The following is a 26,386-nucleotide window of genomic DNA, read 5'->3' as shown; positions in this document are numbered from 1 at the left end:
TGTGTCGCCGGGGAACGATGCGGTTCAATCGTCCGACGACACGAGTTCGCCGTCACGGCGACCGTCGTCTGGTCAGTGCACCCACCTCACCGGCAGGTTCAGCAGGCCGCGGAACGCCCAGCCTCCGATCCGCACAGGCTCATCGTCGGCAAGTTCGAGACGGCTCGCCCTCGCGAACACCGTCGGCAGCGCGACGTCCGCGATCATCGCGCGCGAGGCCCAGGCGCCGGCACAGAAATGCGGGCCGGCGCCGAAGGCGACGCTCTTGGTGGTATCACGCCGCACGTCGAACTCGTCGGCGCGCTCAAAATGCTTCTCGTCGCGATTGGCGGAGCCGAACATCAGGAACACGCGCTCATCTAGCTCGAAAGACACGTCGCGGATCGTCCACGGCTTTGCGATGCGCCGCGGCGACATGCCGATCGGCGAGATCCAGCGGGCATATTCCTCGAACGCCTCGAGCCAGGTCACCTCGCCCTTGCGCACGAGATCGAGTTGCTCGGGATGGGAGAGCAGCGCCCACACCGTGCCGGCGATCGCCTTGCGCGGCTCGTTCTGGCCGCCAGAGATCGCGAGTTTTACATTTGCGCGCACGCTCTCCATCGGCATGCCCGCAGCGAGGAGTACGCCGAGGATACTTTGATCGGGATGCTTGCGCATCACGGGCAGAATGTCGTCGATCGCAGCATCGATGCCCGACGTCGCGGCATGGCAGCGCGCCTCGACGGCGGGATCGCCGCCATAGTTCGCGATCCCCTCGATCATGCCTTGCGACCACGCGTCCATGTCCTGGAAGCCGATGTTGGTGAGGCCGGTGATCGACTTCAGGCATTCGCCGGAAAACGGCAGCGCGAAGTCGCGCATGAAATCGATCCGCCCCGGCTCGATCGCACCGATGATGCGGTCGGCATGGGCCTGGAACAGCGCGGTCCAGTGCGCCTTCACTGTCCTCGGCGACACCGTCGGAAACATCGCGCGCCGCTCGATTTGATGCGCCTCGCCGTCCTTGCGCATCATGTTGTGCCCCATCAGCCGGTTCATCAGGCCGGCGGGCTGGTGCGAGGAGAACACGTCGATCTGCTTCTCGGAGATCGAGATGTCGTCGCGGCTCGTCAGCAGCGTCGAGCCGAGCTGCGGCACGAAGGCGATCGGCGCTTCCTTCCGCATCTTCGCGAGCATCGGATAGGGATCGGCCCAGAACGAAGCAGGGTCGATGTCGATGCGCGGCGCGGTGCTCAAGGCGGTCTCCCCTGGATTCTCGTGTGCTTCAGGACAGACTATCGAAATCTGGCGCCGGCGTCTGTCCCCAGCGATAGGGACAGACGCCATCAGGGCGTGTCGTCACGAGCCGGATGACACGCGGCCGCGATAGCGGAGTCCGCATGGCCCACAACGGCGGACATCGACAAACGCGTGAGCGGACGTTTGTTAAGGGCAATTCCGCCCGTCCGCCGCCGATAGCCCCGAGCAACGATCTATTAATCGTGAGCGCGCGCTTCACGTGCGACTTGATCGATTATCGCTTAGGTTGCAATCGATATGTTTGAAAGCTTTGGTGCAAATCGCATGCAAACATACGATTGGGCTGTTGTCCTGTACTACATGTGGCCAGTCATCTTGATACCTGCGGGATGGATCCTGTTAGGGCGATTGTGCCGGGAACGTGCAGCTTCCGGCGCATCGATGATTGAGTTGCGGGAGCAGCACCTCACAGAAACATATCGGACGAGCGCTGCGATGGAGAGGATCGCAGCTGTTCTCGAGAAAAACCGCAGGAACTGATCAGAGTTGCTTTAGGAGGTTGTGGATGACTGTGGTCGATATACTGCTTGCGATGTACTCTTGGTGGCCGTTCATCCTGATAGTGGGTGGATCGACCTTAGCAATGCGTGTGATGCGCCAACGCACTTCGTCGGGCGCCACGATGATTGATCTATATGAGCAGCAGATTGCCGAAACGCGCAGAACGAACGCAGGCTTGGAGCGGATCGCTGCAGCGCTTGAGCTTGGGATTGGCAGAGCACAATCCCAGGTCGATGGAAGTGGCGAAACCGCTTGAATTCGCAAAGTATCGGCGAGACGACATCGATGGTACGGCGGTGAAGCACCCCAATTCAAGGAAGCATCGATCCATTCGGCGACTCTACTGGAGTCCGGATCGCGCGGGCATTGCATGGATGATGGTGTCAGTAGTTGTCGCGGTCACCATCTTTGCGGCAGTTGTAGTTTACTATCCTTTCCTACCACAGCGGAACGCCAGTGCGGGCTTTGGATCCGACTGGGATTGCACACCTCACCCGCGCGGCGAACCCACTTGCATCAAGAAGATCGGTCGGTAAATCAGCTATACCCGCGGCTCGCCTAGGGCCCGCAACTGACTTAAACGCGACGACTTGAATTGCCTCCTTGTCCTCAGTTGCAGACCGGGGACAGAGGACTGACTTACCGAGCTTCGGCGATCTTCGGTCCGGATGACAACATCTGCGCGTTAGCCGCCAGGGGCCGCTTCGACGGCGATGCCGGGTCCGGCAACCGGAAAGCGGCGTCGGCTGGCGCTCCCTGGGAGGGCCTGCGGGCGGCGGTTGCCGGAAGCACGATCACTTTCGCTCCGACTTTCACCCGCTCATAGAGGTCCGTGACGTCGTCATTGGTCAGCCGGATGCAGCCGGACGAAACCTTCTTCCCGATCGTATCGGGGTTGTTGGTGCCGTGAATGCGATATTCGGTCTCGCCGAGATACATCGCCCGGGCGCCGAGCGGATTGCCGGGACCGCCCGCCATGAACCGCGGCAGATAGGGCTGACGCGAGACCATCTCCACAGGCGGATGCCAATCCGGCCATTCTGCCTTACGGGCCACAGTCTGCTCACCGGACCATGTGAAACCCTCGCGGCCGACACCGATGCCGTAGCGCATCGCCTGCCTGTCGTTCAGAACGAAATAGAGGAATGTGTTTCCGGTATCGATGATCACCGTGCCCGGCGCCTGACGGCTGGCGTAGTCAACCACCTGCCGGACAAGTGCTCCGGGAACGCCAGCGTCGGCTTTGGGTGGTTCGACCAGAGGCGCCGGGGCCGGGATCGGAGCCGGGACCGGAATCGCAGCCGGAGCTGGCGCTGATGCACGAACTGGAGTCGACACGTAAACCGGAGTTGACGACGCCTGGGCCTGCTGTGCGGACGGTTTTCGTATCGGTTGCACGTCCGCCGGGCTAGACAGCAAGCTATACCCCACCACGGCGACGGCCACGGCGCCAATCGCAACTCTCGCGGCCATGGGTATTGCGAGGGCCTCTGCCTTCTTACGTTTGGCCCGCTTACTCATGTCGTTCCCCAGGTCACCATGCCCCAGAGAGGTACCCGGCAAGATTTAAGAAACTTCGAAGCGATGTCGCACGGACTGGAACCGTTAGTCGTGGTTAACGCCGAACTCTTGTTCGGCAACATAAAATTGGGCGTACCGCTCGATATTCAGGTCGTGACGAGGACGACGCGCTTCTCATCGCGGAACGAGTCGGGGTCTGAATCGCCGGGCAGAGCGAACGCGCTCCGCTCCTTCATTGACGGCGGCTTCGGGCCACGAGCGGAAGTCGTTCAGGCGGACTTCCCGCATCTATCCGCCGCCATTCGGCCGTCGTCGCATACCTACAGGCTGTGCGACTCCGCGCGGTCAGTTTTCCGCTTTCTTGGCCTCGTTCAACGCACTAATGATTGCCTTGATGGTGCCTTCCGCAGCCGCGGCATTGTATCCGACATGGTAGCCATGGAAAACGTGGATTGGCTCGTGATCTTCGAAGCTGTGGTTCGCCCCCTTCCACAGCACCGTCTTCACGGGAATCGACCGCTTGCTCTCGGCCATCTGGCCGCAGAGGATGGGGCTGGTCGCCTCGTCCTTCTCTGCTAGGAAGAGATGGACCGGGGCGTAGAACTCGACGTTCTTCATCAAATAACAGGACGGCTGCATCGCGAAGCCGCCCGCGAACATGTGCTCGTGCAGGTCGCCGATCGCCCGGTTCATGATGATCAAGGTCGTGGTCGCACCGTTGCTGCGGCCAAGGACGTAGACCCGCTTGGGATCGGCGATCTTCTGTCCGATGAGCCAGTCCAGCGCCGCATACGCATCGTCAGCCCGGCGCCGCGCCCAAGTCAACTGGCTGGGATCCGAGCAGACGCCGTCGGGTCCCAATCCCCGGCTGCCGAAGCTGTCGAGCAGGAGAACACCATAGCCTGCTCCGACCAATCTGCCGCCGTAGTCACCCCCCCATTTCCTCTCGACCCGGCCGAACCCGTCGCAGCCGTGCAGCATGATCACGAAGGGGATTGGTCCCTTGGCGCCCTGCGGCCGCATAATGTCCGCCGACAGTTCGCCCTCGGCCTTTACCTTACCCTTTTCCTCGACGGTGCCGTCCATGAAGTTTTTCGACCTGCCGTCGATGTATTCGTTGCCGGGAATCCAAGGCAAGGACTGCGCTGAAGTATGCCAAGGTATCTTGACCATCTCAGCACGCGCAGATGAGAACGACAAAACAGCGACTATTGAGAGTATGATTTGCCTCATTGGAAATTGCACCTTTGCCCCTTGATTCTGGTCAACACCATATCCGACTTGGGAAAGCGTAAGTATCCTTGAAGAGGATTCGCGCCGCGGATGTCGGCCTTGGGTCAAAAGGCGACGATCCCGGAGGGCCGGCTGCGTGTCGGCTTTGCTCTCGGAAGCAGATATCGAGGATCTAGAGTCCCCTTTAGTTCAGGTGGCCCGGCCCCGAGAGCAAGCCCAGCACGATCGCAAACAACTCGTTCTGCGAGGAGATGCCGAGCCGCTCATAGGCGCGCTTGCGGTAGGTCAGGGTCGAATGCAGGCTGATGCCCAGCGCTTGCGAGATCGCCTCGGAGCTGAAACCGAGCAGGATGCGGCGGCAGACGTCCTGCTCGCGCGGCGTCAGTGCGGAGAGGGGCGCGCGCGTTGCGAACAACGCGGCGAGGTTCTGGTCGGGCGTCGCGGTGGCCGCCTGCTGGAAATGACGCGCAACGCTGGCGCCGATCGCAGGCGCAATAACCTGGAGCCGCGCACGCTCGACGTCGCCAAAGCAGCCCTGGGCGGTGATGCGGTAGAAATTGACATAAAAGCAGGTGTCGCCGACCCAGATCGCCGTCGCATATTTGTCGACGATATCAGAGTCGTTGAAGAAGATTTTCCGGTAGCGCGCGCCATACATGCGCGGCGCGAACGACGGCAGCATGATCGGCGCGCTGCCCTCGCCTTCGAACAGCGCATCACGATTGGGATCGGATTCGTGGAACTGACCGGCATAGGCCGCGCCGAGATCGCTGCCGATCGGGATGTTGCCGGCGTCGAGCAGACAGCTCGCCGCGCCGGTGCGTGTCAGCGCGAACACCATGCAATGGCCGACGCCGGCCTGCCGGCGCAACGTGTCGATCAGGACATTCGGGAAATCAGGTCGGCCGATGGCGAGCACCGCCGGCGCGATGTCGTTCGCCGCTGGAGTTGAGGCCATGCCGTGGGGCCGCATTGGTTCCTCCGCAAAAGTTCTTTTGGCGGAAGATATCAGCAGCCGGGTTTGACCGAAAGTCGGAGACGGCGGCCTATGCCGCTTCCGGGTCCCGGCTCTGCGCAGCAGCGTTGCACTCTGCAGCGCGTCCGGGACACGAGAGTCTTGCTGGCCGATGCGGAAAAGGTCTCGTGCCCCGGACGCAGCGCAGCGTGACATAAGCGCGTTTACGCGCGTCTTCGACGCGCTATGGCGCTGCTAAGCCGGGGCCCATGCCGGATGCAGCTCCCCTACCCCGCGGCGGCCTTCGCCGGCGCGACGTTGATCGCGAGCTTGCCGTAGCGATCCGTAAACGCCTCGGTGTCGATCTCTTCCAGCTTGATCTCGCCGCTCATGACGCCCTGCTTCCACGCCGCCTGGGCCGGATCGTTCTGGAACTCCGGCATCACCTCGCGGCCGAACAGCTCCAGCGATTCGCAGATGTGCTCGTGGCTGTTCTTGCCGGCCTGGTTGAGCAGGATGACCTGGTCGATATGGGAGGACTGGAAGCGCTTCAGCTTCCTGCGGATCGTCTCGGGCGAGCCGATCAGGCCGCCGCGCAGCGCCGCCTCTTGTGCTTCCGGATTGTCGCGCTTCCACTTGTTGTACTCGTCCCACATGTTGACGGTGTAGGGCGCGGGACGCTGGCGATTCTGCGAGGCGCCGTAGAAGCGCAGCGCGAACTGGAAGAAGGTGGCGCCGTCGGCGCGCGCACGCGCCTCCTCGTCGGTCTTGGCGCACATGAAGAACGAGACCAGCGCCATGTTTGGGTTGATCTCGTAGTCGGCGAGCTTGTGCAATCGCTTGGTCATTGCATTGTAATAGGCGTGCACCCAGGCATGCGCGGCATCCGCGCTGACGAACTGAAAGCCCAGGGCGCCAAAGCCGTGGCGTCCGGCGCGTTCGATGGTCGGCAGCTGCGAGCAGGCCATCCACAGCGGCGGATGCGGTTTCTGCACCGGTTTCGGCACAACATTGCGCAAGGGAATGTCGAAATATTTGCCGTGGTGCTCGCTCCCTGCATCCTTGAACATCGGGAAGATCGCCTGCACCGCCTCCTCAAAGACCTCCTTCTTGGTCTCCATGTCGCGGCCGAACGGCGTCAGCTCGGTGATGGAGGCGCTCTCCCCCATGCCGAATTCGCAACGGCCGTTGGAGAGCAGGTCGAGCACCGCGACGCGCTCGGCGACGCGCGCCGGGTGGTTCGTCGTGAGCTGGAGGATACCGTGGCCAAGCCTGATGTTTTTCGTGCGCTGGCTGGCGGCGGCGAGGAACGATTCCGGCGAGGGTGAGTGCGAGTACTCTTCGAGGAAGTGATGCTCGACGACCCAGGCATGGTCGTAACCGAGCCTATCGGCAAGTTCCATCTGCGAGAGCGCGTTCTGGTAGAGCTTCAGCTCGTCGCCGGCCACCCAGGGCCGTGGCAGCTGCAGCTCATAGAAGATGCCGAACTTCATGACGCCTCTCCCGCTTATTCTTGTTGCGCTCATCTTAATGAGCGGGGAGGCGCTGTCTACGCGGTCGCAATTCCGCCGCGCGGGAGAACGCGCTTTTCGGCGCGGCGGCCATTCAGCACCGCGCCGATGAAGGTGAAGCGCACCAGCAGATGATAGCTCGCCAACATCGGGAGAATCGCGACGACGAGAATGATGGCGAACTTGATCGGCCCGGGCCAGTCGAGCTGCGACAGCACGACCTGTAGCGCCATCACGATCGGCATGTGGATCAGATAGAGCCAGTAGGACGCATCGGCGAGGTAGCGCCGGATCGGGCTGAAGCCGGACATGAAGCGAAGTGCGAGGCCGAGGACCGCGAAGGTCGAGATCCATATCGCCGGTGCATACAGGATGGCGGAGACAAGCCTGAGCGTGGCGAAACTAACCGGCAGTTTCGGCGCACCCGGCACGGACATCATCACCCCGACAAGCACGAAACTGATCAGAATGAGGCCGAGCGCCGGCAAGAGATTCCACAGCCAGCGTCGCTCCAAAATCCGCAGTAGATCGGTCTGCCGATGCAGCAACCAACCGAAGCCGAAGGCGGTGCCGAAGCCGACCCACGCCTGGAGGTTCGTGACGAGCGATTGATCCGGCGTCCTCACGCCCATCACATTGATCCATCTTTGATCGAGGCAGAAAGCGATGCCGATCGGGATCGCCAGAACCAGGGGCGCCAGCGGATTTCGCATAATCTGCGCAAAGAGGCGGTCGACAACCGTTCGCAGCGTGCCTGATACATCGAGCCAGACAATTGCGCCGCGCAGCAGGAGCATGGCGACATATAGCTCCAGCAGCACATAGAGAAACCAGAGATGGGTCAGCGGGAAATTCGGCAGCACCGGCGGCCAGCGAGGTGCGCCGGGGATCGGGCCGCCGTTCGGAAAGCCCGCGGCCCATATGACCACCAGGGCCATCGGCGTAAACACGATCGGCCAGCCGACCACTAGCGGCAGTCCGATCCTCTGCAACCTGTCCGTGACGAAGCCCCAGATTCCCCGGCGATGAAAGCTCATGCGAGCGAAGAAACCCGCCATCAGGAAGAAGGTCGTCATCCGGAAGACGTGGATGACGAAGAACAGCAGGCCCAGGGCCAGGCTTTGATGGGTATCCTGTATGATCCAGATCCTGGTCGGGGCCGGCACGAACGACAGGGTTGCGTGCAGGACGATGCCGAGCAACAGGGCAAAACCCCTGACCGCGTCGAGCGCGTGCAGCCGTTCCGATGCGGGGGCGATGGCGGTCGATCGGGACATGGACGGACTCGCTTGCTGGTGAAAGGCTTGTTTCCGGCAATCTGCCCGATCAAGACGGGCGAGGGATCAAGGACACACCGACTGGCCGCCAACCCGCGCTTGCCGTGATCGACCGTGGACTACGATCATGGCGATGCTGGTATTGATATGACTTGCACCGAGACGTTCATCCGGCTGAATGCATCCGCCGGACCATCCCACGTCCCGGAAAGCGGAGAGGCCCTTTCCTGTTCGCGCGTCACGGCGACGGGTATGTGTTCGCTGCCGACGATCTTGTTGTTGGTGGGATCATAGCCGCGCCACCCGGCTCCGGGGATATAGATCTCGGTCCAGGCGTGCGTGGCGCCGTGTTGTCCCTCGGACATCTGGATGTAGCCGGTGACAAAGCGCGCACCAAATCCCCAGTAGCGGGCAGCTTCCATCATGAACACCGCATAGTCGCGACAGGTCCCGCTGCCGAGCCGCAGCGTTTCGTTGGGTGATTGAACCCCGTGAGCCTCGCGGGAAACGTATTTGAACGATCGGTAGATGTGAGTATTCAAATTGTTCAGAAGGTCCAGCGTGCCGATCAACTGACCGGGTTTGTAGAGATCGCGCAACCATTCGAGCAGGGCGGTGGCGTCGTAGAGATAGCTCGGGAGACGATACACCGTCAGCTCAAGCTGCTCCTCCGGGGGATATTGGAAGGGAAATGAACTGGCGAATGGCGCAATCCGCCATTCAATGGGGTCGTCGTGGTAAAGGTCGACGTCGACCTCGCTTGCGATCCTGAGCGTGTCGGATAATTCCAAAAAGGTCACGACTGCGATGGCATTGTCGTAATTGTCGCGCAACCAGCGAACTTCGGCGTTCGGCTCGATATCGACCGACCCTCTCACGATGTGGACGTCATGTCCCTCGCGAGGCCGCATCATGGCTCGATGAGTGCCGAAGGTGACCGGCTGACTGTAAAAATATTCGGTCTTATGAATGATTCGGATTCGCCTCATATGTAGCTCCCGCCAAGTAGCAGCGATGGATGTTGCGGCGCCCGCTACCACTGGTAGTAGGTCGCGGGCATTTCCGAGGCAAGAGAAGATGTATGCGGCCTGACCCCCGAGCCGCAAAGCATCTTCGCTTTTGGGTAACGATCGTTGCCGCTTGCTTCTCTCGCGCGCACGGAGCGCCGCGGCTCGGTCCGTTGGCCGCGCCGCGACATCCGGTCAAGTCGACGGGTTGATCCAGATCAACGCGTTAGCAGCCCTGCTCCATTTAAAGTGCAGCAAGGCAACGGCCCGGATGCCGTCCCGATTCCAGCACCATTTCAGAGAGACCGAATATGTCGGCCCCTGACGACACGACTTCGCGCGTGCGCCGTAAGCGCATGGAGATTTTCGCTTTCCTGTTCCTGACCGCGGTCGTGATGCCCGTCCTCGCGGTCGGAACGGTCGGCTCATACGGGCTCGGCGTCTGGATCTACCAGATGTTCGCCGGCCCTCCCGGCCCGCCACCCTCCCCGCATTGACCTCCGAACAGCGAAAGACAGGCATCATGGCCCAATCCACACTCAACCGCCGCGCATTGATCACCGGCCGGGTGCTCACCGCCGACCGCGTCGTCGCGCCGCCAGGTTGCGAGATCGCCAGCATCATCGTGCAGGCCCGCCCCGAGCGCCTGGACGAACTGGAAGCCGAGATCGCCGCGATGCCCGGCTGCGAGATTCACGGCCGAGACCCGCGCGGAAAACTCGTTGTCGTGACCGAAGCGCCGGATGCCGGCAGCCTCGGCACCCTGCTCAACACCATCCAGTCGCTGCCCAACGTCTATTCCGCGGCGCTGGTCTTCCACGCCATCGAAACCGCCTAACGGCCGGGAGAGCCATCATGACATCGCCGAAGCTCGACCGCCGCCAGATGCTGAAGCTCGAGGCCGCCGCGATCGCGGCCGCCGCCGCAGGCATGCCGGCACCCGCGCTCGCCGCCAATCTCGTCGCCGAGCGCGACAACAGCGAACTGAAATGGGACAAGGCCGCCTGCCGCTTCTGCGGCACCGGCTGCTCCGTGATGGTCGCGACCAAGGACAACCGCGTCGTCGCCACCCACGGCGACATCAAGGCCGAGGTCAATCGCGGCCTCAACTGCGTCAAGGGCTACTTCCTCTCCAAGATCATGTACGGCCACGACCGGCTGACGCAGCCGATGCTGCGCAAGACCGGCGGCAAGTACGACAAGAACGGCGAGTTCACGCCAATCAGCTGGACCGAAGCCTTCGACATCATGGAGGTGAAGTGGAAGGAAACGCTGAAGAAGCGCGGGCCCAACGGTCTCGCCATGTTCGGCTCCGGCCAGTGGACGATCTGGGAAGGTTACGCCGCCTCGAAGCTCTACAAGGCCGGCTTCCGCACCAACAACATCGACCCCAATGCGCGCCACTGCATGGCCTCCGCCGTCGCCGGCATGATGCGCACCTTCGGCATCGACGAGCCGGCCGGCTGCTATGACGACATCGAGGCCACCGACGCCTTCGTGCTGTGGGGCTCCAACATGGCGGAGATGCATCCCATTTTGTGGACGCGGCTGGCCGACCGCCGGCTGTCCGCGCCGCATGTCCGTGTCGCCGTGCTCTCGACCTTCGAGCACCGCTCGTTCGACCTCGCCGACATCGGCATGGTGTTCAAGCCGCAGACCGACCTCTACATCCTCAACGCCATCGCCAACCACATCATCAAGACCGGACGCGTCAACAAGGATTTCGTCGCTGCGCATACGATCTTCCGGCGCGGGCAGACCGACATCGGCTATGGATTGCGGCCCGAGCATCCGCTCCAGAAAAAAGCAACCGGTGCGGCCAAGGCCAACGACTCCACCGACATGAGCTATGACGAATTCGTCAAATTCGTCTCGGACTACACGCTGGAGAAGGCGGCCGAGATGTCCGGCGTGCCGATGAACCGGCTCGAGGCGCTCGCCGAGCTCTACGCCGATCCGAAGACAAAAGTGGTCTCGTTCTGGACCATGGGCTTCAACCAGCACACCCGCGGCGTCTGGTGCAACAACCTCGTCTACAACATCCATCTGCTGACCGGAAAGATCTCCTCGCCCGGCAACAGCCCGTTCTCGCTGACCGGCCAGCCCTCGGCCTGCGGCACCGCGCGCGAGGTCGGCACCTTCTCGCACCGCCTGCCGGCCGACATGGTCGTCACCAACAAGGCGCATCGCGACAAGGCCGAGCATCTCTGGCTGCTGCCGGAAGGCACCATTCCCGACAAGAACGGCGCCCACGCCGTGCTGCAGAGCCGGATGCTGAAGGACGGCCTGATCAACGCCTATTGGGTGCAGGTCAACAACAACCTCCAGGCCGGTCCCAACGCCAACGAGGAGACCTATCCGGGCTTCCGCAATCCCGACAATTTCATCGTGGTCTCGGACGCCTATCCGTCGGTGACGGCGCTGGCCGCCGATCTGATCCTGCCGACCGCGATGTGGGTGGAGAAGGAAGGCGCCTACGGCAATGCCGAGCGGCGCACGCAGTTCTGGCACCAGCTCGTCAACGCGCCCGGCGAGGCCAAGTCCGACCTCTGGCAGCTCATGGAGTTCTCCAAGCGCTTCAAGATCGAGGAAGTCTGGCCGGAGGAGTTGATCGCCAAGAAGCCGGAGGTTCGCGGCAAGACGCTGTTCGACGTGCTCTACAAGAACGGCCAGGTCGACAAGTTTCCGACCTCGGAGATCGAGGAAGGCTACGCCAACACGGAATCCAAGGCGTTCGGCTTCTATGTTCAGAAGGGGCTCTTTGAAGAGTACGCCTCGTTCGGCCGCGGCCACGGTCACGACCTCGCGCCGTTCGAGGCCTATCACCGCGAGCGCGGGCTGCGCTGGCCCGTCGTCAACGGCCAGGAAACCAAATGGCGTTTCCGCGAGGGCAGCGACCCCTATGTCAAGCAGGGCACCGACGTGCAGTTCTACGGCTATCCCGACGGCAGGGCGCGCATCTTCGCCCTGCCCTACGAGCCGCCGGCGGAATCGCCCGACAGCGAATATCCGTTCTGGCTCTCGACCGGCCGCGTGCTGGAGCACTGGCATTCCGGCACCATGACGCGCCGCGTGCCCGAGCTCTACAAGGCGTTCCCCGAGGCGGTCTGCTTCATGCATCCCGACGATGCGTCGGAAGCAAAACTCCGGCGCGGCGACGAGGTGAAGGTGGAATCCCGCCGCGGCTTCATCCGCGCCCGCGTCGAGACGCGCGGCCGCGACCGGCCGCCGCGTGGCCTCGTGTTCGTGCCGTGGTTCGACGAATCCAAGATGATCAACAAGGTGACGCTGGACGCGACCGATCCGATCTCGCTGCAGACCGATTACAAGAAATGCGCCGTGCGCATCGAGCGGGTGAACCTGTCATGATGAAACGATTTGGCATAGCCCTGCTCGCGGTCGCGATCGCAGCGGGCGCGAGCTCTCTCACCGCGCAGACGGTAACGTCAGGCCTGCGCGGACCGGCCCCGCTCAATGACGAGGGCGCGGCGCCGCCAATGCTGCCGAACCGCAATACGTCCGAGAGAGAGGTGCGCAACTATCCGGAGCAGCCGCCGGTGATCCCGCACACCATCGACGGCTACCAGATCGACCTCAACGGCAACAAATGCCTGTCCTGCCATGCGCGGGCACGCATCGCGGAATCGCAGGCGCCGATGGTCTCGATCACGCATTTCATGGACCGCGACGGCCAGTTCCTGGCCTCGATTTCGCCGCGGCGCTTCTTCTGTACGGAATGCCACGTGCCGCAGAACACCGCGACGCCGCCGGTGAGCAACGATTTCATCGACATCGACACGCTGCTCTCGCGCGCCAGCCCCGGTGGCCGCCGATGACGACGGCCGCTGACGAGCCCAAGGGAAAGGTGGAAGCCAAGCGTAGCTTTATGCTGCGCTGCTGGGACTTCGCGCGCGAGCTCTGGCAGGTGCTGATCCGGCCGAGCTCGGTGTTCGGGCTCGGCGTGCTGGTGCTCGCGGGCTTTGCGGCGGGCGTGATCTTCTGGGGTGGCTTCAACACCGCGCTGGAACTGACCAACACCGAGAAGTTCTGCACCGGCTGTCACGAGATGCGCGAAAACGTCTTCGCCGAGCTGAAGTCGACCATCCACTTCACCAACCGCTCCGGCGTGCGCGCGACCTGCCCGGACTGCCACGTCCCGCACAACTGGACCGACAAGATCGCGCGCAAGATGCAGGCCTCCAAGGAGGTCTGGGGCAAGATCTTCGGCACGATCGACACCCGCGAGAAATTCTTGGACCACCGGCTCGAGCTCGCCGCACACGAATGGGCGCGTTTCAAGGCCAACGATTCCCTGGAATGCCGCAACTGCCACAGCGCCGATTCCATGGACATCACCAAGCAGTCGCCACGGGCCTCGGTGGCGCACCAGCGCTTCCTGTTCACGAAGGAAAAGACCTGCATCGACTGCCACAAGGGCATCGCCCACCACCTGCCCGACATGCGCGGCGTTCCCGGCTGGCAATAGGGGCGGCTGGGCCGCTTGAACCCTTGGGCCGAATGGTTAGTTTCGAGGGATGGCGAATCGCCTCGATTCTGCCCTTCCTCAAGACAGACATGGCCACTTTCACCCCGCATCAGGATGCCGCGCTCAAAGCCGTTGCCGACTGGCTCAAGGCAAAACCCGGCCGCAACGGCACGCCGCCGGTGTTCCGCCTGTTTGGCTTTGCCGGCACCGGCAAGACCACGCTGGCGCGGCACATCGCCGAAGGCGTCGACGGCGAGGTGAAGTTCGCCGCCTTCACCGGCAAGGCCGCGCTGGTCATGCGCAACAAGGGTTGCGACGAGGCCTCCACCATTCACTCGCTGATCTACCGCGCCCGCGAATCCGGCGAGGAGCAGCCGAGCTTCGAGCTGTGGGACGACGCGCCGGCCTCCAAGGCCAAGCTGATCGTGATCGACGAATGCTCGATGGTCGACGCCGAATTGGGCCGTGACCTGATGTCGTTCGATTGCCCGCTGCTGGTGCTGGGCGACCCCGCGCAGCTGCCGCCGATCCAGGGCGGCGGCTTCTTCACCAACACCGAGCCGGACGCGATGCTGACCGAAGTGCATCGCCAGGCCCAGGACGATCCGATCGTGCGGATGTCGATGGACGTCCGCGAGGGCCGCGAGCTCGACATCGGCCGTTACGGCGAGAGCGAGGTGGTGTCGCGGAAAGAGCTCGACCCGGACCGCGTCATGGGCGCCGACCAGGTGCTGGTCGGCCGCAACAACACGCGCCGCGCCTACAACATGCGGGTGCGCCAGCGCCAGAACATCGAGGATGTCTTCCCGGTCGCCGGCGACAAGCTGGTGTGCCTGCGCAACAACCGCAAGAAGGGCCTGTTCAACGGCGGCCTGTGGCGCGTGAAGTCGCGCAACACCTCGCGCTCGAAATCGCGCATCCTCAGCATGCGGCTGTCGCCGGATGAAGACTTCGGTCACAAGGTGATAAAGGTCTCGGTGCGCGCCGATTGCTTCGAGGGCGGCGTCGAGGCGATTGCCTGGGAGCAGCGCAAGCCGTATGACGAGTTCGACTACGGCTATGTGCTGACCGTGCACAAATCGCAGGGCTCGCAATGGGACGACGTCGTGCTGTTCGACGAGAGCTTTGCGTTTCAGGATAGCCGGGCGCGGTGGCTGTATACGGGGATTACGCGGGCGGCGAAGCGGTTGAGCATCGTTGTTTGACGCTGCCGTAGGGTGGGCAAAGGCGCAACGCGCCGTGCCCACCATTTCTCCAAACATTCAATAAGAATGGTGGGCACGCTTCCGCCTTCGCTCTTCGAGCTACGGCGGACAAGTCGCTTTTCCCACCCTACGACACGGCGAATGAGGCGCGGCTTTCCCGTCTCACACCGGCAGCCCTCACTTCCCCGCCACGAAATAAAAATCCTCGCGTCCCGGCGGCGAGCCGTATGAAAACGGCTGCTGCTCGTGCTTGGTGGCGGACCAGACGTCATCGCGGACGATGTCGAACAGTTTCCGGATCTCGACCTTCGGCACCTTGATCTCGCGGGCGAGCGCGGTGGCGAAGGGGCTGTCGGCGCCGCCATCACCGTCCAGCGCGGTCTCGCCGTGCTTGGCGGCGTAGACCACCATGAAGCCGGCGCCGGGCTCGATGTTGGAAAAGCCCTTGTCCACCAGCTTGAGCGACAGCGTGCGCTGCATGGCCGGCGCAAAGGGATTGTCGCGGCAGGCATCCAGCATCACCAGACGCACTTTTCTCGCAGCGCCCACCGCTGCGATCACCTGCTCCAGCGCGACCGCCTGGGTCTCGGCGTCCCTGTCGGCGGCAAGCTTGGCGTCAACAGGGACGAGATAGTTGACGCCGCCGATCTCGAAACCGTGGCCGGCGTAATAGACCACCGCCCAATCCGCATTCTCCGCTTCGGTGGCAAACGTCTGCAGCGCCTCGAAGAACTTGTCGCGGGAGAGGTCGCTGACGGAGATCACGGTCTGGAAGCCGACATCGCGCAGCACGTTTGCAATCATTTTCGCGTCGCGCGGCGGATTGGGGGCGCCACGCGGCGCCCGGTGGACCCGGCCGGCGCCTGCGGGGTCAGTGCGGCCAGGCGCTCCTGCGCGATGGCGCGGGCGCGCGCGACGTCGGGCTCGTCGAACCTCGTCAGCGAATAGGCCGCCGCGCGGTAGTCGGCGCGGGCCTGGGCGAGATCCTTCCTGCGCTCGTAGATCTGGCCGCGGCCGGAATGGGCGCGCACACTGTTCGGATTGAGCTGGATGACCGTGTTGTAGTCCTTCAGCGCGGCGTCGAGGTCGCCCTTCATCACGTTGACCTCGGCGCGATTGTTGATCGCGAAGGTATTCCTGGGCTGCTTCTGGATCAGGCCGTCGCAGTCGGCGAAAGCCTGGTCGTACTTGCCCATCATGCCGTAGGTGATGCAGCGGTTGCCGGCGATCTGCGGCGCGGCCGGGTCGATCTTCTCGGCTGCCGCAAAGTCGGCAATCGCGCCGTCGAAATCCTTGTTCAGCGTGCGCATGCGGGCACGATTGGTCCAGCCGAGCAGGAACGTCGGCGTGTATTTGATCGACAGGTTGAAGTCGTCGAGCGCGCTTTGCAGCGCGCCCCGGCGCAGATGGATGGTGCCGCGATTGTTGTAGGCATAGCCGAAATTCGCGCGCTTCTGGATGGCGAGATTGTAGTCGGCCATGGCGAGATCGTCCTCGCCCTTGCGCTCATGGGAGAGCCCGCGCAGGTTGATGGCGCCGACATTGTCCGGATCGAGATCGATGGCGGACGACAACGCCTCGATGGCGCGGTCATAGTCGCGCTTGTTGATCAGCGCATTGCCACGCACGACGAGCGCGAGCGACTTGTCCTTGCCGCCGAGCTTATCGGCTTTCAACAAATTGTCGCAGGCCGTCGCGCGGACCTGGGCCTCCGCCTGGCGGTCGCGACAGGTGGCGAGGTCCTCGCCGGCTTGCGGCTCGGCCGCGGCGATCGCGGCATTTGAGATCATGATGGCGAGGGTCAGGGGAATGACACGCAGCATGTTGTCAGGTCAGCTCCAGCCACCACATGATTGAGTCGAGCGCGATCGCGCGCGTTCATCTAGCCCGGAGTTCCCGGCCTCGCCAAGCCGCGCCGTCTGAGGCTATTTTTCACAGACTCGTGTCCGTTTCCCCGTAACAATCGCCGTCTGCGCCCGTATCTCAGATGTCCGAAAACGCGGCCAAACAGGCTGTTCGCCCGTCCCCGGCCGCCCTACACTGTCAGACCTTCCGAAGAGGATCGCCATGCGCCGCACCGCCCTCGCCTCGCTGCTCGCCGCCACCACCGCACTGACGCTGGCCTTCGCCGTGCCGTCCAGGGCCGCGGAGGATGCCGTCGTGATCCCCGCGCCCACCGTGGATGCGTCGCCCGCAACCGGGATCCAGACCGCCGTCATCGCCGGCGGCTGCTTCTGGGGCGTCCAGGGCGTCTTCCAGCACACCGCCGGCGTCGTCAACGCAGTCTCCGGCTATGCCGGCGGCACCAAGGCGACGGCCGATTACCAGACGGTCTCGAGCGGCCGGACCGGCCATGCCGAGTCGGTCGAGATCAAGTTCGACCCGAAGAAGATCTCCTACGGCAAGATCCTCCAGATCTACTTCTCGGTGGCCCACGACCCGACCCAGCTCAACCGCCAGGGCCCCGACTCCGGCACGCAATATCGCTCTGCGATCTTCACCACCTCCGACGAGCAGAAGAAGGTGGCGGACGCCTATATCGCCCAGCTCAACGGCGCCAAGGTATTCAGCAAGCCGATCGTGACCAAGGTCGGCGCGCTGGAAGCGTTCTACCCGGCGGAGGCCTATCACCAGGACTATCTGACGCTGCACCCGAACCAGCCCTACATCGCCTACAACGACATTCCGAAGGTCGAGAACCTGAAAAAGCTGTTCGCGGATAACTACATTGAAAAGCCGACGCTGGTGAGCGCCAGCAAGGCCACCAACTGATCGCAAGATCACCGAAAACAAGTTCACCAAACAAACGGGAGACCCATGCCCGACACCAAGACGAAAACCACCGACGACAAGGTCATCAAGAGCGAAGAGCAGTGGCGCAGCGAATTGTCGCCGATGCAGTACGCGGTGCTGCGCGAGAAGGCGACCGAGCGTCCCTTCTCCGGCGAATATGAGCACGACCACCGCGCCGGCACCTATGTCTGCGCCGGCTGCGGCAATGTGCTGTTCGAGTCCGATGCCAAGTTCGATTCCGGCTGCGGGTGGCCGAGCTTCACCCAGCCCGCGGTCGATAGCCATGTCGACGAGGAGCACGATGCCAGCCACGGCATGGTCCGCACCGAGGTGCTGTGCTCCAAGTGCAGCGGCCATCTCGGCCACGTCTTCCCCGACGGCCCCGGCCCGACCGGCCTGCGCTACTGCATCAACTCGGCCGCGCTGAAGCTCGAGCCCAAATAACATTGCGCGCCGCCCGGTTCCGTCATGGAACCCGGCGGCGCGATGTGCTTTTCTCTTCTGGCGGTGCGGCCGATGCGCGCAATCCGGCAGCCGCCAGGGAGGATGCCATGACGCTTGGGACCATCCTGATCATCCTGGTGATCATCTATCTGCTGGGCGGCATGTCCGGCCGGTTCGGTGGTTACGGCTATGGCATGGGCCATTCCGGCATGGGGATCGGCGGCGTCGTGCTGGTGGTCCTGGTCGTGCTGCTGCTGCTTGGCAAACTGTAAACCATCTAACATATTGAAATTATTTGGTTTACGGCGCTCGCGGAGCTGCCATGCGCGGATTCATCATCTCCCATCGCGGGGGTCGCATTTCTGTCAAAACAGCCTATATTAGAGGGCGAAAATGACATGTGCGGCGGGCCCACTCGATGGTGGCCCCTGCCTTTCAAAACCCCACGCGCTTAAAGCCCCAGACAAGATCACGAGGTCTTTGACCATGCGTCCACTGCGTCCGTTCAACTTCAACACTTCTGCCGAGCTCTTCCCCGCCGCGATCCGCAAGAAGAAGCGTGCAGGCTTCACCTATCGCCGGTTCGGCACCGCGGCCGAAGCCGTGCAGTTCGCGATGGAGCAGTTGCCGACGGATTCGCTGAACGGCGCCTATCTTCAGGTCGAGGAAGCGCGCTTCGACCAGAACGGCATCCGCTCGCTCTATGAGAGCGAAGCTTTCCCGCTGCCCCGCCGTCCCCGGCCGGCGCCGGCCCCCGAGACTGACGCCGACGCGGCGTAAGTTTTCGCTCAACCCGATTTGCGTTGAAAGCGCGATGGCCGAAAGGCCGTCGCGCTTTTTGCTTTTTGGAAGCTATGTCTTCTCCCTCTCCCCGCAAGCCGGGAGAGGCGAAGAAAGAAGCGCCACGCTAAATCCGTGGCTGCTTGTCGAGCCAGCGGCGCAGCAGGCGGACATTGCGCATGTTGGCGCGGAACATGACGTCGAAGGCATCGCCCGCGAACGGCACCATGCCGACCACGCCGTCGACCGCGACATTGCCGAGCATGCGCGCGGTGAGATACCACGGCGCGCCCAGCGCGCGGGCCTCGCGCACCAGCCACAGCGAGATCGCGGTGGTGATGATGTCGCCGACGATCGGGATCAGCCCGATCAGGCCGTCGATGCCATAGCGGATATTCGTGCCGGGCAGGATGAAGGCGACATCGAGCAGCTTTGCGATCGCCTCGATCCGCGCCACCCGCTGTTCCCGCGTCAGATCGCCGAACGGGTTTCCCTGGCCGAACTCGAAGCGAAACTCGCGAAACCCCTGCTCCAGTGTTTCGGGACGGATCTCATGGCCGTCCTGGTCGATGATCGGCCCGCGCGCTTCGGTGCCCGAAAAACTCCCGCGCGCGCGGGACCCGGAACGGGGTCTGAGCGGAGCAAGAATATCGTCGTCGGACATGGTCATGGCCTTTGGAGAACGCACTGGTGTGGCGGAAGTTGCCGCGCCGCGCCCGAACGTCGCGCGTTCAGGTCTAAGCCGCAGCCGGCTGCGGCTCCTCGACATATCTATGCACGAGCCAGGATGAAAGCACCGCCGGCACGAATCCGACGAGGCCGTACAGGATGAATTGCACCGTGCCCGAATCCGGCCCGCGCGAGCTGTAGGTCAGCGACGCCAGCACGAAGGCGAACAGGCCGACCAGGATCATCCGCAGCACCGGGCCGATCCGGCGGACATGGATCAGGATGTCGTCGACCGCACCGATCATCAGCGAGGGCAGGAAGCCGAACAGATAGCTGTATTGCAGCGATTTGAAGAACACCGCGAACAGCTTTCCGACCTCGCCGAGATTGGTCTGGGCCCAATAACCGGACTGATAGGTCGTCGTCAGCAGCAGCAGGAACCCGCCGACGAACGGACCGACCAGCGCAAACACCAGATAGCGTTTCATCAAGTATCCTCATCCTTCGCCGCTGTTATAGCAGCGACGCGGGAACCTTGAATAGCGGGGCGCCGGCCCGTCCGGACGGGAACAAGCGGCAAGGCGACGAGTTCAGACAGGACTGAAATTCATACCTGCAGTCAGATTGGAGTTTGTCGATGTCCCGGAAATCCGTCCTTATGGCGACGCTCGCCCTGACAGCCCTGAGCGGCATGTCGATCACGCCTGCTCTCGCGCAGGGCCACATGGGTACGCCGCAGGAGCAGAACGCCTGCTCGCGTGACGCCTCGCGGTTCTGCCGGAAGGACCTCGGCAATGACGGCGCTGTGCAGGCGTGCCTGCAGGCCAACCGGGCCAAGCTGTCGAAGTCCTGCAGCAAGGTGTTTCAGAGCCACGGCATGTAAGGCCGGGAACGATCCCCGGCGCACGGAGAGTGAAGCCATGTTGCGCGAGGAACAGCTCTCGATCCTGCGGGACATCAGCCAGTCGGTCGCCTTTGCCGACGACCGGCACGGCAAGATCGGCGAGCTGATCGCCGACGGCTACGTGATGAAGGACGGCGATCTGTTCGAGCTCACTGCGAAAGGCGTCACGGCCGTCGAGGAACACCCCGCAGCATCAGGCGCGAGCGATGCGGAAGAAGCGAACGCGTCGTCCGATCGGTTGATCTGATCTCGCGCCGCATGCTGCGTGACGGACACGCAACAATTGCGAATTCATTCGAGCGGACCATTGCAGCCCTGTGACAATCGCGCATACTCGAATCGGGCGGCGCAGCACTTTTCGATTCGAACACCACGAGAGATCGAGCGACCACATGCGGGACCAAAGTTCCCGGCGTGAAGGCTGTGACATGCGGCAGATCAAGCCGCGTGCGGCGCCCCAAAACCAAGTGGTTCAAACCACGGAACTCGGGGACGCATTCGTCATGACACACTACACGACCATCGTTTCGCTCTTCGCTTTCGCAACCACCGCCATCGTACTCCAGACATCGCCCGCACTCGCCTTCTCGTCCGAAGCACAGCAGATGTGCACAGGTGATGCGATGCGGCTGTGCTCCAGTGAGATTCCCGACATCTCGCGCGTCAGGGCCTGCATGGTGCAGAAGAAGGCGCAGGTCAGCCCCGGCTGCCGCGCCGTGATGGACCGCGAGCACGCGGCCGCGCGCAAGCGGGAGGCCGCGGCGCAATAGGTCGATTCAATCCCGATCGGATCGCTTGAGAGTTCGATTCACCTCTCTCGTCGGGAGAGGTGAAGATCGGTCACGCGCCGGCCCTAGAGCCTTTCCCGTTCCGATGGAATCGGAACGGGGCTCTAGATTCTTGTTTTGACGCGTTTTCTTGACGCGAACCGGTATCCACTTCGCTCGAAAACGCTCTAGTCGCCCCACTGCGCGAACGCATCGTTGAAGGCGCGCTCGCCGGGTGCGCCCTTCTCGATGGCGATGATGGCGCGGCGCTGGTTGGCGTAGACCAGCGGCACGTCGAACCATGAGCGCTCTTTCAGGAGCTGGACGTTACGGGCGCGGTCGGCGTCGACATTGGAGAGGCCGACCAGGAAGAAGCCGTCGGTGACCTTGACCGCGAGACCCGCGAGCGGCGTGCCGCGCGCCTGCTCGTTCGACTTCATCAGGATGCCCGGCACGTTGGAGATGCTGCCGCCCGGAAAGTCCGGCGGCAGGATGAAGGTCAATTCCGCGGTGTGGCTCGCCGGCAGCGACGAGTCGGTGTTGCGGCGGAACGACATCGTCATCTTGAACTTGCGGTCGGGGATCTCGATGTCGGCGCGCACGGCGACGTCGGCCTTCTGGTTGCCCGAGGCCTTGATCGGCTCGAGCCGCCACACCACCGAGCCGACATATTGCTTGCCCTTCGGGTCGGACGGATCCTCGTCATAGAGCACGACCTTCTGCGCCACCGGCGCGACCGGCTGGTCGCTGGCCGAAGGCTGGCCGACGCGATCCGGAATCTTGGGCTTGCTCTGCGGCTGGGCCGGATCCTTCGGCGCCTCCACCACCTGGGTCGGCGAGGACTTGAACAGACCGCTCACCGTCTGGATCAGCGGCTTGCCCCAGAGGATGCCGGCGCCGACCAGGATGAGCACGATGCCGACGGCGATCGCGCTCTTGAACGGGAAGGCGGAGCCGGTGCGGGCGCGCTTCTTGGCTTCGCGCTCGGGCGCGACGCGCGGACGCGACGATGGCGGCTGCGGCGTGTAGCGCTCGGCCTCCTCGATCGACTCGTCGTAGGAATAGGGCGCGTCCTGCTCGCCGGCGCGGTTTTCCAGGCTCGGCTCCAGCCGGTCGAACTCCGGCGACGGCGAGGGCACATTGGCGTAGGTGCGACGCGCGGCGCGGTTGGCCTGCGCGGCAGCGCCGCCGAGGTCGTTCACGTCGGCGGTGATGTCGCGAAAACCGCGTACGCCCGGTGCCGGCGGCTGAGGCGGTGGCGGCCCGATGTCGGGCGGACGGCGCCCGGGCGGGCGATCACGTCCGGCCGGCGGAGCAGCCGGCGGCTCCGGCATCGGCGGCGCTGCCGGGGGACCCGGCTGGCGCGGTGCGTCGAAACGCGGGGCCCGCGGCGCACGCGGGGCGTCGCCCTGGTCATCGACATTGAAGGACGGTCGGTCGGCACGCGGCGGCGGTGGAGCCGGACGGGTGCGTGGAGCGGCCGGCTGAGACGGCGGCGGGTTGCCCTCGGCGGCGCGGGTGCTGGCCCGGCGGAAGGCGTCCCCGCTGCCGCCGCTGCGGGCGCCGCCACCGGGACCGGGGCGCGAGGCCTCCCGGGCGCGCTGGGCGGCCTCCGATTCGACCTTGCGGACGGCCTCTTCCAGCGACAGCCGTTCGCGGGTGATCTCGGATTCGGAGAGCGGCGGCTGCACGCTGCGGAGCTGCGCGATCAGGGCCGTGCGCGCGCGCTCATAGAGCGCGCGACGGCTTTCGCCGGGAGCGTTGGGGTCCAGGGCGGAAATAGCGCGGGCGATCAGCGGATAGTAATCAGCCATTTCAACTCAACTAGCGCACGTCCCGGTAAGATATCGTTAAGCCTCAAACGGATTTTGCACCAGAATAGTATCCTCGCGTTCCGGGCTGGTGGAAAGCAGTGCGACCGGGCACCCCACCAATTCCTCGATCCGGCGGACATATTTGATGGCCTGGGCCGGCAGGTCCGCCCAGGAGCGGGCATTGGCGGTCGGCTCCTTCCAGCCCTCGATGGTCTCGTAGATCGGCTCGACCCGGGCCTGGGCGCCCTCGCCGGCCGGGAAGTGGTCGATCTCCTTGCCGTCGAGCTTGTAGCCGGTGCAGACCTCGATCGTGTCGAAGCCGTCGAGGATGTCGAGCTTGGTCAGCGCCAGGCCGTTGATGCCGCAGGTCCGGACCGCCTGGCGGACCAGCACGGCGTCGAACCAGCCGCAGCGGCGCGGACGGCCGGTGTTGGTGCCGAACTCGCGGCCACGCTCGCCGATCTTGCGGCCGGTCTCGTTGTCCTGCTCGGTCGGGAACGGGCCCTGGCCGACCCGGGTCGTATAGGCCTTGCACAGGCCGAGCACATAGCCGACCGCACCGGGGCCGAGGCCCGAGCCGGTCGCGGCCTGCGCCGCCACCGTGTTGGACGAGGTGACGTAGGGATAGGTGCCGTGGTCGACGTCGAGCAGCGCGCCTTGTGCGCCCTCGAACAGCATGCGCTTGCCTTCGCGCCGCTTGATGTCGAGCAGCCGCCACACCGTCTCGGCATAAGGCAGCAGCTCCGGCGCCAGCGCGGTCAATTCCTTCAGGATCACCTTGCCGTCGAACTCCGGCAGGTTGAGGCCGCGGCGCAGCGCATTGTGATGCGCCAGCAGCCGGTCGATCTTGTGCGGGAGGGTGTCGAGATCGGCGAGGTCCATCAGGCGGATGGCGCGGCGGCCGACCTTGTCTTCATAGGCAGGTCCGATGCCACGGCGGGTGGTGCCGATCGCGGTTGCCGCATTGGCGGATTCGCGGTGCGCGTCGAGCTCACGGTGCAGCGGCAGGATCAGGGTGACGTTCTCGGCGACGCGAAGATTGTCCGGCGAGATCGCGACGCCCTGCGAGCGCAGCTTGGTGACCTCGTCGAGGAAGGCCTGCGGATCGAACACCACGCCGTTGCCGATCACCGACAGCTTCTGGTCGCGCAGCACACCGGAGGGCAGCAGCGCGAGCTTGTAGGTCTTGCCGTTGATGACGAGCGTGTGGCCGGCGTTATGACCGCCCTGGAAGCGGACGACGATGTCCGCCTGCTCCGACAACCAGTCGACGATCTTGCCCTTCCCTTCGTCGCCCCACTGGGCTCCGACGACGACAACGTTGGCCATTCGCGGGTAATCCTCTGAAGATTTTAGATGCGCCAGCCCAGCTGACGGCCGGAGCCGTTCGCACGCGAGGCAGCCAACCGGATAAAGGAAGCAGCCTCTCTAGGCAAGCAAGAACGGGGCTTTTTCGGGGCTCAAGACGCACTTTAACCCTTTGATATCCCCGTAAAATCCAGAAGCCTTCCATGGCCATTTCGTAAGCTTCGGCCAAAGCGCGAGGCTGATCCGCCGCTGCATGGTCGCGATGCGTCCGCCCCCCGTTGATGCCACTTCGATTTCCGTGTCTTTGGGCATGCCGGGCTATCAGCCGGCCCGAGCTTGCCGGGCCGGTGCCTCGGCGTACTCCACGCGGGGGCCATAACAACCACAATGTCCGCCACCGGCCAGACCACGAGCACCGAATCATCCAGTCACGGCTGGATCGCCAACCAGCCATATCTCCTGCTCAGCATCACCGCGATGTGCTGGGCCGGCAACGCCATTGTCGGGCGGCTGGCCGCCGGCCACATCCCGCCGGTGACGCTGTCGTTCCTGCGCTGGACCTTCGCCTTCCTGCTGGTGCTGCCGTTCGCCTGGAAACATCTCGCCCAGGACTGGCCCGCGATCCGCAGCAGGCTCGGCCTGATGATCGTGCTGTCGATCACCGGCATCGGCGCCTTCAACACGCTGCAATATTGGGCGCTGGAACATACCCAGGCACTCAACACGCTGCTGCTCCAGTCGGCCGCGCCGCTGGTCGTGGGACTGTGGTCGCTGGCGATCCTCGGCGTCCGCCTCACCGCGGCACAGGCGTTCGGCGTGGCCCTCTCGATGTGCGGCGTGCTGACGATCCTGCTGCACGGCGATTTCACCACGCTGTCGAACATCGCGTTCAACAAGGGCGACCTCATCTTCATCGTCGCGCTGATCATCTTCGCGCTGTATTCGGTGCTGACCCTGAAGCGGCCGCCGATGCACGGCCTGTCGTTCCTCGCCTTCACCTTCGGCGCCGGCGCCGCCTGTCTCATCCCGCTCGAGATCTGGGAATTGTCCGTGCGTCCGGTGATGAAGCTCGACGGGCCGAACCTGCTGACGCTGTTCTATGTCGCGGTGTTCCCGTCGACGCTCGCCTATCTCTGCTTCAATCGCGGCGTGCGCCTGATCGGCGCCAACCGCGCCGCGCCGTTCTTCCACGTCGTGCCGGTGTTCGGCTCGATCATGGCGATGGCGTTCCTCGGCGAACACCCGCAGGCGTTCCACTTCATCGGCTTCGCGCTGGTGCTGGCCGGCGTATTCGTGGCGTCGCGGAAGCAGGCGACGTAGCTTCTTCCTTCTCCCCTTGTGGGAGAAGGTGGCGCGAAGCGCCGGATGAGGGGTTGCTCCCGCAGACTCAAATCGAGAGGCGGACTCGCGGAGAGAGACCCCTCACCCGTCTCGCCGCTGTCGCGGCGAGCCACCCTCTCCCACAAGGGGAGAGGGGAAGAGCTTGCCGCGCGACAGCGCTACTTCATCCTGAACTTGCTGTACGCTTCGTTCGTCGCGATGATCACGTGCTCGGCGCAGCCGTTGACGCGATGCGGATCGGCCTGCGTCTCGTAGGCCTCCGACGTCATCATGTCGATGAAAGCCGTAACCGTCGGGTAATAGACCAGCGCGACGAAATCCCAGCCGTTGCCATCGTGCGGGCCGAGCGCGACCGCCTTGGCTTCGCCGGTCCACAGCAGCGTGCCGCCGCGCGCCCTGATCATGGGCACTGTGATCGCACTGTAACGAAGATATGCGTCCCAGCCCGAACCGTCGCCGTCGCGCGAGCGCTGGTGAAAACGCATCAGGTTCAGCATCACCACCGGCGCATTTGCATCGAGCCGCTCCAGGCCCTCGATGTTCAACATATTAACCGCCAATGACACCT

27 protein-coding genes and 1 pseudogene are annotated in these 26,386 nt (G+C 63.8%); 15 read left to right on the top strand and 13 right to left on the bottom strand.

Annotated elements, in window-relative coordinates; all coding sequences use genetic code 11:
* Positions 1 to 72: 72 nt before the first annotated feature.
* On the bottom strand, positions 73 to 1,239 hold the full coding sequence (locus AB7G19_RS07435; protein ID WP_085399152.1) for a cytochrome P450: 1,167 nt from the start codon (positions 1,237 to 1,239) through the stop codon (positions 73 to 75).
* Positions 1,240 to 1,807: 568 nt separating this feature from the next.
* On the opposite strand from AB7G19_RS07435, the gene AB7G19_RS07430 reads away from it, so the two are divergent.
* On the top strand, positions 1,808 to 2,059 hold the full coding sequence (locus AB7G19_RS07430; RefSeq protein ID WP_085399154.1) for a hypothetical protein: 252 nt from the start codon (positions 1,808 to 1,810) through the stop codon (positions 2,057 to 2,059).
* Between the two features lie 383 nt (positions 2,060 to 2,442).
* Here the strand turns inward: AB7G19_RS07430 and AB7G19_RS07425 are convergent, their stop codons facing one another.
* The 6 genes from AB7G19_RS07425 to AB7G19_RS07400 all read right to left on the bottom strand — a co-directional run bounded on the left by AB7G19_RS07425 (position 2,443) and on the right by AB7G19_RS07400 (position 9,289).
* Complete coding sequence (locus AB7G19_RS07425) at positions 2,443 to 3,324, bottom strand: L,D-transpeptidase (RefSeq protein ID WP_085399162.1); 882 nt, start codon at positions 3,322 to 3,324, stop codon at positions 2,443 to 2,445.
* A gap of 345 nt (positions 3,325 to 3,669) precedes the next feature.
* Positions 3,670 to 4,410: a dienelactone hydrolase family protein gene (locus tag AB7G19_RS07420; RefSeq protein ID WP_354134714.1), complete on the bottom strand. Its 741-nt coding sequence runs from the start codon at positions 4,408 to 4,410 to the stop codon at positions 3,670 to 3,672.
* A gap of 331 nt (positions 4,411 to 4,741) precedes the next feature.
* The gene (locus AB7G19_RS07415; RefSeq protein ID WP_063981189.1) at positions 4,742 to 5,530 is read right to left on the bottom strand and encodes a helix-turn-helix transcriptional regulator; all 789 of its coding nucleotides are present in this window, start codon (positions 5,528 to 5,530) and stop codon (positions 4,742 to 4,744) included.
* A 269-nt stretch (positions 5,531 to 5,799) separates the two neighbouring features.
* Positions 5,800 to 7,005, bottom strand: a complete 1,206-nt coding sequence (locus AB7G19_RS07410) for an LLM class flavin-dependent oxidoreductase (protein ID WP_085399156.1) — start codon at positions 7,003 to 7,005, stop codon at positions 5,800 to 5,802.
* Between the two features lie 56 nt (positions 7,006 to 7,061).
* Positions 7,062 to 8,300, bottom strand: a complete 1,239-nt coding sequence (locus tag AB7G19_RS07405; RefSeq protein WP_085399157.1) for an acyltransferase family protein — start codon at positions 8,298 to 8,300, stop codon at positions 7,062 to 7,064.
* 125 nt (positions 8,301 to 8,425) lie between these two features.
* Positions 8,426 to 9,289, bottom strand: a complete 864-nt coding sequence (locus AB7G19_RS07400; protein ID WP_085399158.1) for a transglutaminase family protein — start codon at positions 9,287 to 9,289, stop codon at positions 8,426 to 8,428.
* Positions 9,290 to 9,618: 329 nt separating this feature from the next.
* Between AB7G19_RS07400 and napE the strand changes: the two genes are divergently transcribed.
* The 6 genes from napE (at position 9,619) to AB7G19_RS07370 (ending at position 14,998) form a co-directional block, all read left to right on the top strand.
* A complete protein-coding gene (gene napE / locus AB7G19_RS07395; protein ID WP_027532529.1) occupies positions 9,619 to 9,804 on the top strand; it encodes a periplasmic nitrate reductase, NapE protein in 186 nt (61 codons plus the stop codon).
* A 26-nt stretch (positions 9,805 to 9,830) separates the two neighbouring features.
* On the top strand, positions 9,831 to 10,145 hold the full coding sequence (locus tag AB7G19_RS07390) for a chaperone NapD (protein WP_354080745.1): 315 nt from the start codon (positions 9,831 to 9,833) through the stop codon (positions 10,143 to 10,145).
* 17 nt (positions 10,146 to 10,162) lie between these two features.
* Positions 10,163 to 12,676 carry a nitrate reductase catalytic subunit NapA gene (gene napA / locus AB7G19_RS07385; protein ID WP_354080743.1) on the top strand — a complete coding sequence of 838 codons (2,514 nt, stop codon included), beginning with the start codon at positions 10,163 to 10,165 and terminating at the stop codon, positions 12,674 to 12,676.
* Entirely contained in the window at positions 12,673 to 13,143 is a 471-nt protein-coding gene (locus tag AB7G19_RS07380) for a nitrate reductase cytochrome c-type subunit (RefSeq protein WP_028151035.1), read from the top strand. The genes napA and AB7G19_RS07380 overlap by 4 nt, the downstream gene beginning before the upstream one ends.
* Complete coding sequence (locus AB7G19_RS07375; RefSeq protein ID WP_085398940.1) at positions 13,140 to 13,793, top strand: NapC/NirT family cytochrome c; 654 nt, start codon at positions 13,140 to 13,142, stop codon at positions 13,791 to 13,793. Before AB7G19_RS07380 ends, AB7G19_RS07375 begins: the two co-directional genes overlap by 4 nt.
* An 89-nt stretch (positions 13,794 to 13,882) precedes the next feature.
* Entirely contained in the window at positions 13,883 to 14,998 is a 1,116-nt protein-coding gene (locus tag AB7G19_RS07370; RefSeq protein WP_085398960.1) for an ATP-dependent DNA helicase, read from the top strand.
* A gap of 177 nt (positions 14,999 to 15,175) precedes the next feature.
* On the opposite strand, the pseudogene AB7G19_RS07365 reads toward AB7G19_RS07370, so the two are convergent.
* Positions 15,176 to 16,821 (bottom strand): annotated as a pseudogene (locus AB7G19_RS07365) (tetratricopeptide repeat protein).
* A 244-nt stretch (positions 16,822 to 17,065) separates the two neighbouring features.
* Between AB7G19_RS07365 and msrA the strand changes: the two are divergent.
* The 4 genes from msrA to AB7G19_RS07345 all read left to right on the top strand — a co-directional run bounded on the left by msrA (position 17,066) and on the right by AB7G19_RS07345 (position 19,015).
* Positions 17,066 to 17,770, top strand: coding sequence for a peptide-methionine (S)-S-oxide reductase MsrA (gene msrA / locus AB7G19_RS07360; RefSeq protein WP_063981177.1), 705 nt, complete (start codon positions 17,066 to 17,068; stop codon positions 17,768 to 17,770).
* A 45-nt stretch (positions 17,771 to 17,815) separates the two neighbouring features.
* Complete coding sequence (msrB, locus tag AB7G19_RS07355; protein WP_085398941.1) at positions 17,816 to 18,235, top strand: peptide-methionine (R)-S-oxide reductase MsrB; 420 nt, start codon at positions 17,816 to 17,818, stop codon at positions 18,233 to 18,235.
* A 107-nt stretch (positions 18,236 to 18,342) separates the two neighbouring features.
* Entirely contained in the window at positions 18,343 to 18,507 is a 165-nt protein-coding gene (locus tag AB7G19_RS07350; protein WP_014492503.1) for a DUF3309 family protein, read from the top strand.
* A gap of 214 nt (positions 18,508 to 18,721) precedes the next feature.
* On the top strand, positions 18,722 to 19,015 hold the full coding sequence (locus AB7G19_RS07345) for a hypothetical protein (RefSeq protein WP_063981175.1): 294 nt from the start codon (positions 18,722 to 18,724) through the stop codon (positions 19,013 to 19,015).
* Positions 19,016 to 19,142: 127 nt separating this feature from the next.
* Here AB7G19_RS07345 and AB7G19_RS07340 read toward each other — a convergent pair whose 3' ends face one another.
* Together AB7G19_RS07340 and AB7G19_RS07335 are read right to left on the bottom strand one after the other, a co-directional pair.
* Positions 19,143 to 19,685 (bottom strand): DUF4112 domain-containing protein, encoded by a 543-nt coding sequence (locus AB7G19_RS07340; RefSeq protein ID WP_081369133.1) that lies wholly within the window; start codon positions 19,683 to 19,685, stop codon positions 19,143 to 19,145.
* 67 nt (positions 19,686 to 19,752) lie between these two features.
* A complete protein-coding gene (locus tag AB7G19_RS07335; RefSeq protein WP_085398942.1) occupies positions 19,753 to 20,172 on the bottom strand; it encodes a DUF5413 family protein in 420 nt (139 codons plus the stop codon).
* 149 nt (positions 20,173 to 20,321) lie between these two features.
* On the opposite strand from AB7G19_RS07335, the gene AB7G19_RS07330 reads away from it, so the two are divergent.
* The 3 genes from AB7G19_RS07330 to AB7G19_RS07320 all read left to right on the top strand — a co-directional run bounded on the left by AB7G19_RS07330 (position 20,322) and on the right by AB7G19_RS07320 (position 21,358).
* The gene (locus AB7G19_RS07330; protein ID WP_071909803.1) at positions 20,322 to 20,567 is read left to right on the top strand and encodes a cysteine rich repeat-containing protein; all 246 of its coding nucleotides are present in this window, start codon (positions 20,322 to 20,324) and stop codon (positions 20,565 to 20,567) included.
* Between the two features lie 37 nt (positions 20,568 to 20,604).
* Complete coding sequence (locus tag AB7G19_RS07325; protein WP_071909802.1) at positions 20,605 to 20,835, top strand: hypothetical protein; 231 nt, start codon at positions 20,605 to 20,607, stop codon at positions 20,833 to 20,835.
* A gap of 256 nt (positions 20,836 to 21,091) precedes the next feature.
* Complete coding sequence (locus tag AB7G19_RS07320; protein WP_245343952.1) at positions 21,092 to 21,358, top strand: hypothetical protein; 267 nt, start codon at positions 21,092 to 21,094, stop codon at positions 21,356 to 21,358.
* A 185-nt stretch (positions 21,359 to 21,543) separates the two neighbouring features.
* Here AB7G19_RS07320 and AB7G19_RS07315 read toward each other — a convergent pair whose 3' ends face one another.
* Entirely contained in the window at positions 21,544 to 23,169 is a 1,626-nt protein-coding gene (locus AB7G19_RS07315; protein ID WP_085398943.1) for a hypothetical protein, read from the bottom strand.
* Positions 23,170 to 23,205: 36 nt separating this feature from the next.
* On the bottom strand, positions 23,206 to 24,498 hold the full coding sequence (locus AB7G19_RS07310; protein WP_085398944.1) for an adenylosuccinate synthase: 1,293 nt from the start codon (positions 24,496 to 24,498) through the stop codon (positions 23,206 to 23,208).
* Positions 24,499 to 24,864: 366 nt separating this feature from the next.
* Here AB7G19_RS07310 and AB7G19_RS07305 point away from each other — a divergent pair, with 366 nt between their 5' ends.
* A complete protein-coding gene (locus AB7G19_RS07305) occupies positions 24,865 to 25,797 on the top strand; it encodes a DMT family transporter (protein WP_085398945.1) in 933 nt (310 codons plus the stop codon).
* Positions 25,798 to 25,976: 179 nt separating this feature from the next.
* Here the strand turns inward: AB7G19_RS07305 and AB7G19_RS07300 are convergent, their stop codons facing one another.
* Positions 25,977 to 26,366, bottom strand: a complete 390-nt coding sequence (locus AB7G19_RS07300; protein ID WP_201266125.1) for a DUF1330 domain-containing protein — start codon at positions 26,364 to 26,366, stop codon at positions 25,977 to 25,979.
* Positions 26,367 to 26,386: the final 20 nt, after the last annotated feature.

The organism is Bradyrhizobium sp. 215_C5_N1_1, assembly GCF_052075935.1.
In the GTDB taxonomy this organism is placed as follows: domain Bacteria; phylum Pseudomonadota; class Alphaproteobacteria; order Rhizobiales; family Xanthobacteraceae; genus Bradyrhizobium; species Bradyrhizobium barranii.
This window is presented reverse-complemented; position numbering and strand designations above follow the sequence as displayed.

Excerpts from the sequence above, each read along its gene's own strand:
- AB7G19_RS07335 (WP_085398942.1), bottom strand. The coding sequence starts at position 20,172 with ATGAAACGCTATCTGGTGTTTGCGCTGGTCGGTCCGTTCGTCGGCGGG.
- napE (WP_027532529.1), top strand. The coding sequence starts at position 9,619 with ATGTCGGCCCCTGACGACACGACTTCGCGCGTGCGCCGTAAGCGCATG.
- AB7G19_RS07405 (WP_085399157.1), bottom strand. The coding sequence starts at position 8,300 with ATGTCCCGATCGACCGCCATCGCCCCCGCATCGGAACGGCTGCACGCG.
- AB7G19_RS07320 (WP_245343952.1), top strand. The coding sequence starts at position 21,092 with ATGACACACTACACGACCATCGTTTCGCTCTTCGCTTTCGCAACCACC.
- AB7G19_RS07300 (WP_201266125.1), bottom strand. The coding sequence starts at position 26,366 with ATGTTGAACATCGAGGGCCTGGAGCGGCTCGATGCAAATGCGCCGGTG.
- AB7G19_RS07400 (WP_085399158.1), bottom strand. The coding sequence starts at position 9,289 with ATGAGGCGAATCCGAATCATTCATAAGACCGAATATTTTTACAGTCAG.
- AB7G19_RS07340 (WP_081369133.1), bottom strand. The coding sequence starts at position 19,685 with ATGACCATGTCCGACGACGATATTCTTGCTCCGCTCAGACCCCGTTCC.
- AB7G19_RS07330 (WP_071909803.1), top strand. The coding sequence starts at position 20,322 with ATGTCCCGGAAATCCGTCCTTATGGCGACGCTCGCCCTGACAGCCCTG.
- AB7G19_RS07390 (WP_354080745.1), top strand. The coding sequence starts at position 9,831 with ATGGCCCAATCCACACTCAACCGCCGCGCATTGATCACCGGCCGGGTG.
- AB7G19_RS07415 (WP_063981189.1), bottom strand. The coding sequence starts at position 5,530 with ATGCGGCCCCACGGCATGGCCTCAACTCCAGCGGCGAACGACATCGCG.
- AB7G19_RS07410 (WP_085399156.1), bottom strand. The coding sequence starts at position 7,005 with ATGAAGTTCGGCATCTTCTATGAGCTGCAGCTGCCACGGCCCTGGGTG.
- msrB (WP_085398941.1), top strand. The coding sequence starts at position 17,816 with ATGCCCGACACCAAGACGAAAACCACCGACGACAAGGTCATCAAGAGC.
- AB7G19_RS07375 (WP_085398940.1), top strand. The coding sequence starts at position 13,140 with ATGACGACGGCCGCTGACGAGCCCAAGGGAAAGGTGGAAGCCAAGCGT.
- AB7G19_RS07315 (WP_085398943.1), bottom strand. The coding sequence starts at position 23,169 with ATGGCTGATTACTATCCGCTGATCGCCCGCGCTATTTCCGCCCTGGAC.
- AB7G19_RS07430 (WP_085399154.1), top strand. The coding sequence starts at position 1,808 with ATGACTGTGGTCGATATACTGCTTGCGATGTACTCTTGGTGGCCGTTC.
- napA (WP_354080743.1), top strand. The coding sequence starts at position 10,163 with ATGACATCGCCGAAGCTCGACCGCCGCCAGATGCTGAAGCTCGAGGCC.
- AB7G19_RS07325 (WP_071909802.1), top strand. The coding sequence starts at position 20,605 with ATGTTGCGCGAGGAACAGCTCTCGATCCTGCGGGACATCAGCCAGTCG.
- AB7G19_RS07425 (WP_085399162.1), bottom strand. The coding sequence starts at position 3,324 with ATGAGTAAGCGGGCCAAACGTAAGAAGGCAGAGGCCCTCGCAATACCC.
- msrA (WP_063981177.1), top strand. The coding sequence starts at position 17,066 with ATGCGCCGCACCGCCCTCGCCTCGCTGCTCGCCGCCACCACCGCACTG.
- AB7G19_RS07310 (WP_085398944.1), bottom strand. The coding sequence starts at position 24,498 with ATGGCCAACGTTGTCGTCGTCGGAGCCCAGTGGGGCGACGAAGGGAAG.
- AB7G19_RS07380 (WP_028151035.1), top strand. The coding sequence starts at position 12,673 with ATGATGAAACGATTTGGCATAGCCCTGCTCGCGGTCGCGATCGCAGCG.
- AB7G19_RS07370 (WP_085398960.1), top strand. The coding sequence starts at position 13,883 with ATGGCCACTTTCACCCCGCATCAGGATGCCGCGCTCAAAGCCGTTGCC.
- AB7G19_RS07350 (WP_014492503.1), top strand. The coding sequence starts at position 18,343 with ATGACGCTTGGGACCATCCTGATCATCCTGGTGATCATCTATCTGCTG.
- AB7G19_RS07305 (WP_085398945.1), top strand. The coding sequence starts at position 24,865 with ATGTCCGCCACCGGCCAGACCACGAGCACCGAATCATCCAGTCACGGC.
- AB7G19_RS07420 (WP_354134714.1), bottom strand. The coding sequence starts at position 4,410 with ATGGACGGCACCGTCGAGGAAAAGGGTAAGGTAAAGGCCGAGGGCGAA.
- AB7G19_RS07345 (WP_063981175.1), top strand. The coding sequence starts at position 18,722 with ATGCGTCCACTGCGTCCGTTCAACTTCAACACTTCTGCCGAGCTCTTC.